Source organism: Curvibacter soli, from assembly GCF_029211125.1.
Taxonomy (GTDB): Bacteria; Pseudomonadota; Gammaproteobacteria; order Burkholderiales; family Burkholderiaceae_C; genus Curvibacter_A; species Curvibacter_A soli.
In genome coordinates this window covers 1-7,780 of record NZ_JARGEN010000045.1, presented here as the reverse complement: position 1 = coordinate 7,780, position 7,780 = coordinate 1, and the positions used below count along the sequence as shown (strand labels likewise).

Genomic DNA, 7,780 nt, shown 5'->3' with positions numbered 1-7,780 from the left:
TTCGGCGACGCGCGCTTCGAGCGGCTGGGATCGATCTCGGTGGCGCACCTGTACAACCTGCGCAACGCGGCGGGCTACCGCGCCCAGCGCGTGGTGCTGACTATGGGGTGAGTGGTCACGGATTCAGGGATATAATAATGAAATTACATCATTCAAAAAGAAATTTGAGTCGCTTTCAGGAGAGCAAATGAACAAAGTCATTCGATTGGGTGCCGGCTCCGGCTTCTGGGGCGATGCCATGGACCCGGCGATGGAGTTGCTGGAGCGTGGCGAGCTGGACTACCTGTGCTTCGATTTCTTGGCCGAGCTTACGATGGCATTGCTGCAGCGGCAGAAGCTCAAGAATCCGCAGGCCGGGTATGTGCCGGACGCGGTGACCTACATGAACGCCATGCTGCACGGGGCGCGGGATCGCGGCACTAAACTCATCTCCAACGGTGGTGGCGTCAACCCTAGGTCGGCGGCGGAGCGGATCGCCGAGGGAGCCCGAGCCGCCGGACTGCAGGGAAGCCGCATCGCGCTCGTCGAGGGCGACGACTTGCTGCACCGGCTCGACGAGCTCATCGCACAGGGGGTGCGGCTGGAGAACATGGACACGGGTGACGACAATTTCGCCGCCATCCGCTCGCGCGTCGTGTCCGCAAACGTCTACACCGACAGCGTCGGCATCGTCGAAGGGCTCGCGGGCGGTGCCGACGTGGTGATTGCAGGCCGTGTCTCGGACAACGCGGTGTATGTGGGTCCGCTGGCGCACGAATTTGGCTGGAAGCATGATGAAGCGCACGTGGACCGCTTTGCTGCCGCTGTGACCCTCGGGCACATTGTCGAGTGCGCTTCTGCCTGCACCGGTGGAATGTCTTCCCGTTTCGCCGAGATGCCCCACATGGGGCGCGTAGGCTTTCCTATCGTGGAATTCTCCGCTGACGGCAGCGCCGAAGTCACGAAACTGCAGGGGACGGGAGGCCGCGTCGACTTATTCACCATCAAGGAGCACCTGGTCTACGAAATTGCAGACCCGCGCAGCTATCTCATGCCTGATGCGATCGCGGATTTCACTTCGCTTTCGTTGACGCAGGTCGGCGAGGACCGCGTGCGCGTCAGCGGCATCACCGGCCGACCCGCCCCCGACATGTTGAAGCTAGTGGTCGGCTATCAGGACGGGTGGATCGGCGAGAGCATCGCCTTCTTCCCTTGGCCTAACGCCTATGACCGGGCGGTCAAGGCCAGGCAGACCATGCTGGAGCGCTTCGAGCGAATGGGTCTGGAGGCTTCGCAGGTGCATTTCGATTTCATCGGACTGAACACGCTGCACGGTCCCGCCGCGCCGCAACCCGATCCCTTGATCGCCAATGAACTCCCGGAAGTAGGCATCCGTTGCGCAGTGCGGACTCGCACCATGGAGGAGGCCGACAAGGTCCGGCGCGCCGGAGCACACCTGTGGATCATGGGGCCGGGCGGCACGTCCTTCGGTACGCCGATCAAGCCGCGGCCCATCATCTCGCTGTGGCCCACGCTCATCCCGCGCTCGTTCGTGGAGCAGAAGACTGAAATCCTAGTGGCCTGAGGAGAAGCAAATGAAGAAGATCGTTCGTGACATCGCGTACGTCCGCTCCGGTGACAAGGGCGACGTCTGTACGGCCGGAGTGATCGCACGCACTCCGCAGGACTATGTCGCCCTGAAGGCCAGCGTGACCCCGGATTCGGTCAAGGCGCTGTACGGGGACTGGGTGCAAGGCGAGGTCAGCTGCCATTCCATGGACAACATCGAGGCGGTGGTCGTCGTGATGCAGCGCGCGCTCGGCGGCGGGGCGACTAGGACGCTGCGCCTAGACCAGACTGGCAAGTCGCTGGGCTATGCCCTGCTGCGGCTCCCAGTCGTGGACTGATGATGAGCATCTTGCGCTCAACCCTGAGGACGACCGAGCCGGCCTACCTAGCGAATGCAGGCGCCTACGGGCGGCTGCTGGAACAGCTCACGGCGGCGCGCACTGGCGCCACGGCGGGAGGAGGCGCCCAGGCCTCCCAGGCGCATCTCAGGCGCAACAAGCTCCTGCCGCGCCATCGTATCAACGCCTTGCTCGATCCGGGCACCTGCTTCCAGGAGATCGGCCAGCTTGCGGCCCACGGCCTGTATGACGGCACGGTGCCGAGCGCCGGCATCGTCACTGGCATCGGCATCGTGGAAGGCCGCCCGTGCATGGTCATGGCCAATGATGCGACGGTCAAGGGCGGTACCTATTATCCGCTGACGATCAAGAAACAGATCCGGGCGCAGGCCATCGCCCGGGAGAACGGACTGCCATGCATCTACCTAGTGGACTCCGGCGGCGCGTTCCTGCCGCTGCAGGAAGACATCTTTCCGGATGAGAACCATTTCGGGCGCATCTTCCGGAACATCGCGGAGATGTCCTCGCTGGGCATCAAGCAGATTGCGGCCGTCATGGGATCCTGCACCGCAGGCGGCGCGTACATCCCCGCGATGTGCGACGAGACTGTCATCGTCAAAGGCAATGGCACGATCTACCTGGGCGGCCCGCAGCTTGTGCAGGCGGCCACCGGTGAGATCGTCGATCATCAGACGCTCGGTGGCGCCGACGTTCACACCCGCATGTCCGGCGTGGCGGATCATCTGGCGCATGACGAACTCCACGCACTCTCCATCGTGCGGGAGATCGTCGCACGGCCGGGTCCGGGGCGCATGGCCAAGCCGCCGCTGACGCCGCTCGCGCCACTGTACGACCTTGCCGAGCTCCCGGGCCTCATTCCGGAAAACCCCAAGCATCCGATCCCCGCGCGCGAGATCCTGGCACGCATGCTCGACGGCAGCGAGCTCAATGAGTATCGGGAACGTTATGGCAACACCCTGATATGCGGCACCGGCGCCATAGGCGGCTTCCCCGTGGGTGTGCTCATCAACAACGGAGTGCTGTTCAGCGAGAGCGCGCAGAAGGCGGCGAACTTCATCGAACTCTGCAGCCAGAGCGACATTCCGCTCGTTTTCCTACACAACATCAGCGGATTCATGGTGGGCATTTCTTACGAGCAGGGCGGCATCGCCAAGGACGGGGCCAAGATGGTGAACGCGGTGTCCACCTCCCGCGTGCCTAAGTTCAGCGTCATCTTGGGCGGAAGCTACGGCGCGGGCGCTTACGCGATGTGCGGCCGCGCGTTCGGCCCGAGATTGATGGCGATGTGGCCCAACGCACGCACTTCGGTGATGGGCGGCGACCAGGCCGCGACCGTGCTGGCGCTCGTGCGGGAAGAACAGCTGGCGCGCAAGGGGCAGTCCTCCACGCCCGAAGAGGTCGAAGCCTTCAAGCGGCCGATTCGCGACCGGTACTACGCCGACAGCACGGCGCTCAACGCCGCCTCGAAGCTTTGGGTGGACGCCGTCATTGAACCAGCAAGCACGCGTGCGTGGCTGGCCATGGGGCTGTCGCTAGCTGCAGGAAGCCCCCGCCAGGGCACCCGCTTCGGCGTCTTCAGGATGTAAGCATGTTCCAGCGTGTATTGATTGCCAACCGGGGCGAGATTGCGTGCCGTATTGCCCGCACCTGCCGCCGCATGGGTATCGAGTATGTGGCGGTGTACGCCGACGTCGATGCCGGTGCGCCGCACTTGGAGGGCGCCGTGGCGCGCGTCCGGATCGGTGCAGGACCTGCTGCGCAAAGCTACCTCCTAGGCGAACGCATCATCGCGGCTTCCCTTGAAACCGGCTGCGACGCGGTTCACCCGGGCTACGGCTTCCTTTCGGAGAACAGCGGCTTCGCGGCGGCGGTTACGGCGGCAGGACTGATGTTCGTCGGTCCGACGCCGCAAACCATCGCGACGCTTGGGGACAAGGCACGTGCCAAGGCGCTCATGGAAGCGGCTCGCGTCCCGGTAGTGCCGGGCGGCGGCGACGCGAGCGACGATCCCGAGATCGTGGCCTCCATGGTCCGCAAGGTTGGGCTTCCCGTTCTCCTGAAGCCCAGCGCGGGCGGGGGCGGCAAGGGCATGCGGGTGATCACCCAGCTCGCGGAGGTCGGCGACGCGGTGGATTCGGCGATCCGGATCGCGCGCAGCAGCTTTGGTGACGGCCGCCTGATCGTCGAGCGCTACATCGACAAGCCGAGGCACATCGAGGTTCAGGTCTTCGGCGACACACACGGCAATGTAGTCCACCTGTTCGAGCGCGAGTGCTCGCTGCAGCGGCGCCATCAGAAGGTGGTGGAGGAAGCGCCCGCGCCGAACCTGCCGCAGGAGGTGCGGCAGCGGCTGGTCGAGGCGGCGGTGCGCGGTGCAAGCAGCGTCGGCTATCTGAACGCAGGAACATTCGAGTTCATCGTGGGACCCGACTTCCAGTTCTATTTCCTGGAAGTCAACACGCGGCTGCAGGTGGAGCATCCGGTGACCGAGTGCGTCACTGGCCGGGACTTGGTGGAATGGCAACTGCGGGTGGCGGCTGGCGAGCCACTGCCCTTGTCGCAAGAGCAGATCCGTTGCACGGGCCATGCCATGGAAGCCCGCATCTATGCAGAAGACCCTGCGAACGACTTCAGGCCGTCCCCAGGGGATGTCGGCACGGTGCGCTGGCCGCGTGATGGGCGCGTGGAATCGGGTATCGCCAGCGGAGGCGTCGTGCCTTCCTTCTATGATCCCATGGTGGCCAAGCTGGTCACCCATGCAGATACGCGTGCAGGTGCACTCACCCGGCTGCATGCTGCGCTGGGAGACACGGTTCTGGTCGGCCTGACCACCAACATCGGCTATCTGCGGCGCGTTCTCGCGGATGCCAGCGTTCAGGCGGGGCAGGTACATACCCGCTACCTTGACGAGCACGGCGCGCGCTTTACCGCCAACGAGGCCAGCGCCCTGGCAGCGGCGTGTGCGTCGGTGATCGGACTTGCGGGATGCAACGCCGCCAACCCCTGGGTGGCGGATGGCTTGCGCGGCGCCGGCGATCGCGCCGACCTCGACGCCGAAGCGCCGTTGGGCCGCGTCGAACTGTGGGAGGGGGAGCTCGGGTTCTCTTGCGCGCTTCAGACGCGCACTCCTGAAGGGATCCGAGTCGCGATCAATGGTGCCATCTGGAACGTCTGCCCGCTCGGAGATGCCGACGGTGTGCATCATGGCCGGGTCGGATCCCGGTACTGGTTCGCCCAATGGCACCAGGGACGGTGGGAGATGCAAGTGGACGGTGATCGCGTCGTGCTGCAACCGGCGCGTACGCGCAGCTTCAATACCGCTGCAACGGCGGGCCTAGCTGTAGCACCCATGTCTGGCACGATCGCCGCGCTTCCGGTGCGCGTGGGCGACCGCGTTTCGCAGGGCGCCACGCTGGCGATCGTCGAAGCCATGAAGATGGAACACGGCGTCGCCTCGGCCCGCGACGGAACCGTGCGTGCCATCGCGTTCAGTGTCGGCGACACGGTCAAGGCAGGAGAGCTTATCGTCGACATCGAGTGAGCTTCGCATGCACTCGCTGCTGATAAACTTGGAGCAAATTTGATTCCGACGATGGCAGCGAATCCTGTGGCAACCCTCCCGAAGGCATCCGAGCGTACATCCGAAGTTCGGGTGCTCGCGCGTGGGCTGGCGATCCTGAGGGCGTTCGAGCCTGCGAATGAATGGCGCACCAACTCGGAGCTGTCCGCGGTCACCGGGGTACCCAAGCCCACGGTGTCCCGCATCACGGCCAATCTCACCGAGGCCGGCTACCTGCTTTATTCGACAGAGCGTGCCGCGTATAGCCTGAGCACTTCGGTACTGGCGCTCGGCTTTGTTGCTGCCTCCCATCGCAATCTGGTCGCGATCGCGCGACCTTTGATGAAAGAGTTCGCCGACGACCACAACGTTTCGGTCGTGCTCGCTTCGCCGGACCGCGACAGCATGGTGTGTAACGAAGTGGCGCACAGCGATGCAATGCTTTTCACGTTGCGCATCCGCGCTGGCTCCCGCCTGCGCATGGGCCAGTCCGCTCTGGGACGTACCTTGATCGGCTCCATGGGAGACGCCGAGAGGGATCGGACGCTGGCGAAGCTGGCGCTGGCCGACCCCGAAAGCTGGTCGGCCCTGCACAGCCAGGTGAAGTCGCTGGTGGCTCAAATGCAGCGTCGGCAGTTCTGCGTAGCCTCGGGCACGCTGGAGCGCGGCACGAACGGCGTGGCCGTGGTCGTCGATACGCCTGAGGGCCCGCACTCGTTTGCGCTAGGCTGCGCGGCACCCTCGAACATCCTGAGCGTCGCACGGATTGAATCCGTAGTGGCGCCAAGCCTGCTCAAACTCAAGCAGAGACTGGAGACCGAATTGAGTACCGGGGCGCAGGCCGTGGGGATTTGATGGTTCGAATCCGGAATCCGGATACGCTGGCCCGAGACTCGCACCTCGCGCATGACCCGGCAGGGGAGGTCGACTCGCTGCGGCGGGGCCTGCAACTGCTGCGGCTGTTCGATGCCCGCCACCGATCACTGCAGGTCTCCGAGATCGCGAGCAAGCTCGGGCTGTCGCGTGTCACTGCAGCCAAGCTGGTGAGCACACTGGTCAGCCAGAATTTCCTGCGCGCCGCCGGACCGGAAGGTGCTTTCGAGCCGCACATTGCATGCCTCGCGCTTGGCCGCTCGGTCAAGCGCGGACTGCCCGTCTTGCAGGCCGCGCAGCCACGCATGCTGGCCCTGTCGCAGCGCTTCGAGGTGCACGTCACCCTATCCACGCGGGACCAGACGCAGATGCTAGTGGTAGAGCACGTCGTGCCGGCGGGTCAGGTGCGGCTGGGACTGGACACCGGGGCGCGACTGCCGATGTCCAGATCCGCCTCCGGTCGCGCGTACCTCTGGGCGCAGCCCAAGCTGCAGCGGGGCAAGTGGCTGGAAATCGACAGCAACGACGACGGCGAGGGCGCGCGGCGCAAGTCCGAGGTCAAGACCGCGTTCCATGAACTGGACGAGAAGGGTTGGTGCTTCATGGCCGCTCCGGTCACCAGCCAGACCAGTTCTATTGCTACGCCGATCTACGCTGGCAACGAGGTCGATTACGTCCTGACGGCGATGGCCGTAGGCCCGGCGGTGGAGCGCAAGTTGCGCGACAAGGTCGCCCCCGAGCTGCTCGCCCAAGCGCAGATGATCTCCCACGATCTGGGCACGCATCCACTTGAGGGGCACTATTGATCCGGCCCTTTGAAGTCGAGAGTCGTCGTGGACGGACTGCCACAGGCAAACGACTCACGAAAATTTAACCTATTTCCGGCAGTTGAGCCCCAGTAAAGCCGCGCAACGCTAGACTGGAAGCCAGTTTCAACGGATTTGCAGGAGTCACCAGATGGGTGAACAGGGTATTCCGGACGAACGTGACCGCTGATTCCGGCATCGTGACCGCCGATTCCGGAGAACGTGACCGGCGAGCAGGCTCGGTGGCCGGAACGCCGGTCTACGACACCGGCCCGGTGTTGCGCATGAACCTAGAAACGGCAGTTGGATGCGCCTGCCGGTGCCGTGATCGGGGTGCCAGGCAAGGCGCGACGACGCGGCGGGCTACTGCCCGCAAGGAGGAGCAACGCCGCATGGCGCGCCGAGCGCGGTGCTGGCAGGTGCATAGCGCCCTCACCCACGAGGTGAACGTCATCGAAGCCGTCAACGCTTGATTTCATGCGGCTTGTCAAGGGATACAAAGCGGTCAACTGCCGTTTCTAGTATTTCGTTCCATTAAAACAAATACATATCAAACCATGCCGAGGTCGAACTTGTTCCAACGAAACACCACTGGCGATGCATTCATCTCTGCGATGCCTTTGAGGATGCGTTGT

6 protein-coding genes are annotated in these 7,780 nt (G+C 64.3%); all 6 read left to right on the top strand.

What is annotated here, in order from left to right; translation table 11 throughout:
- The first annotated feature begins 187 nt into the window (after positions 1-187).
- The 6 genes from PY257_RS10715 to PY257_RS10690 are packed head-to-tail and all read left to right on the top strand — an operon-like array spanning position 188 to position 7,145.
- Entirely contained in the window at positions 188-1,564 is a 1,377-nt protein-coding gene (locus PY257_RS10715) for an acyclic terpene utilization AtuA family protein (protein ID WP_275741595.1), read from the top strand.
- Positions 1,565-1,574: 10 nt separating this feature from the next.
- Positions 1,575-1,886: an AtuA-related protein gene (locus PY257_RS10710; protein ID WP_275741593.1), complete on the top strand. Its 312-nt coding sequence runs from the start codon at positions 1,575-1,577 to the stop codon at positions 1,884-1,886.
- A gap of 2 nt (positions 1,887-1,888) precedes the next feature.
- Complete coding sequence (locus tag PY257_RS10705; protein WP_275741591.1) at positions 1,889-3,493, top strand: carboxyl transferase domain-containing protein; 1,605 nt, start codon at positions 1,889-1,891, stop codon at positions 3,491-3,493.
- Positions 3,494-3,495: 2 nt separating this feature from the next.
- Complete coding sequence (locus tag PY257_RS10700; protein WP_275741589.1) at positions 3,496-5,448, top strand: acetyl/propionyl/methylcrotonyl-CoA carboxylase subunit alpha; 1,953 nt, start codon at positions 3,496-3,498, stop codon at positions 5,446-5,448.
- Positions 5,449-5,487: 39 nt separating this feature from the next.
- Complete coding sequence (locus PY257_RS10695; protein WP_275741587.1) at positions 5,488-6,321, top strand: IclR family transcriptional regulator; 834 nt, start codon at positions 5,488-5,490, stop codon at positions 6,319-6,321.
- Positions 6,321-7,145 (top strand): IclR family transcriptional regulator, encoded by an 825-nt coding sequence (locus PY257_RS10690; RefSeq protein ID WP_275741597.1) that lies wholly within the window; start codon positions 6,321-6,323, stop codon positions 7,143-7,145. Before PY257_RS10695 ends, PY257_RS10690 begins: the two co-directional genes overlap by 1 nt.
- The last annotated feature ends 635 nt before the right edge of the window (positions 7,146-7,780 follow it).

Coding starts and splice junctions, on each gene's coding strand:
- PY257_RS10690 (WP_275741597.1), top strand. CDS start 6,321: ATGGTTCGAATCCGGAATCCGGATACGCTGGCCCGAGACTCGCACCTC.
- PY257_RS10705 (WP_275741591.1), top strand. CDS start 1,889: ATGAGCATCTTGCGCTCAACCCTGAGGACGACCGAGCCGGCCTACCTA.
- PY257_RS10715 (WP_275741595.1), top strand. CDS start 188: ATGAACAAAGTCATTCGATTGGGTGCCGGCTCCGGCTTCTGGGGCGAT.
- PY257_RS10710 (WP_275741593.1), top strand. CDS start 1,575: ATGAAGAAGATCGTTCGTGACATCGCGTACGTCCGCTCCGGTGACAAG.
- PY257_RS10700 (WP_275741589.1), top strand. CDS start 3,496: ATGTTCCAGCGTGTATTGATTGCCAACCGGGGCGAGATTGCGTGCCGT.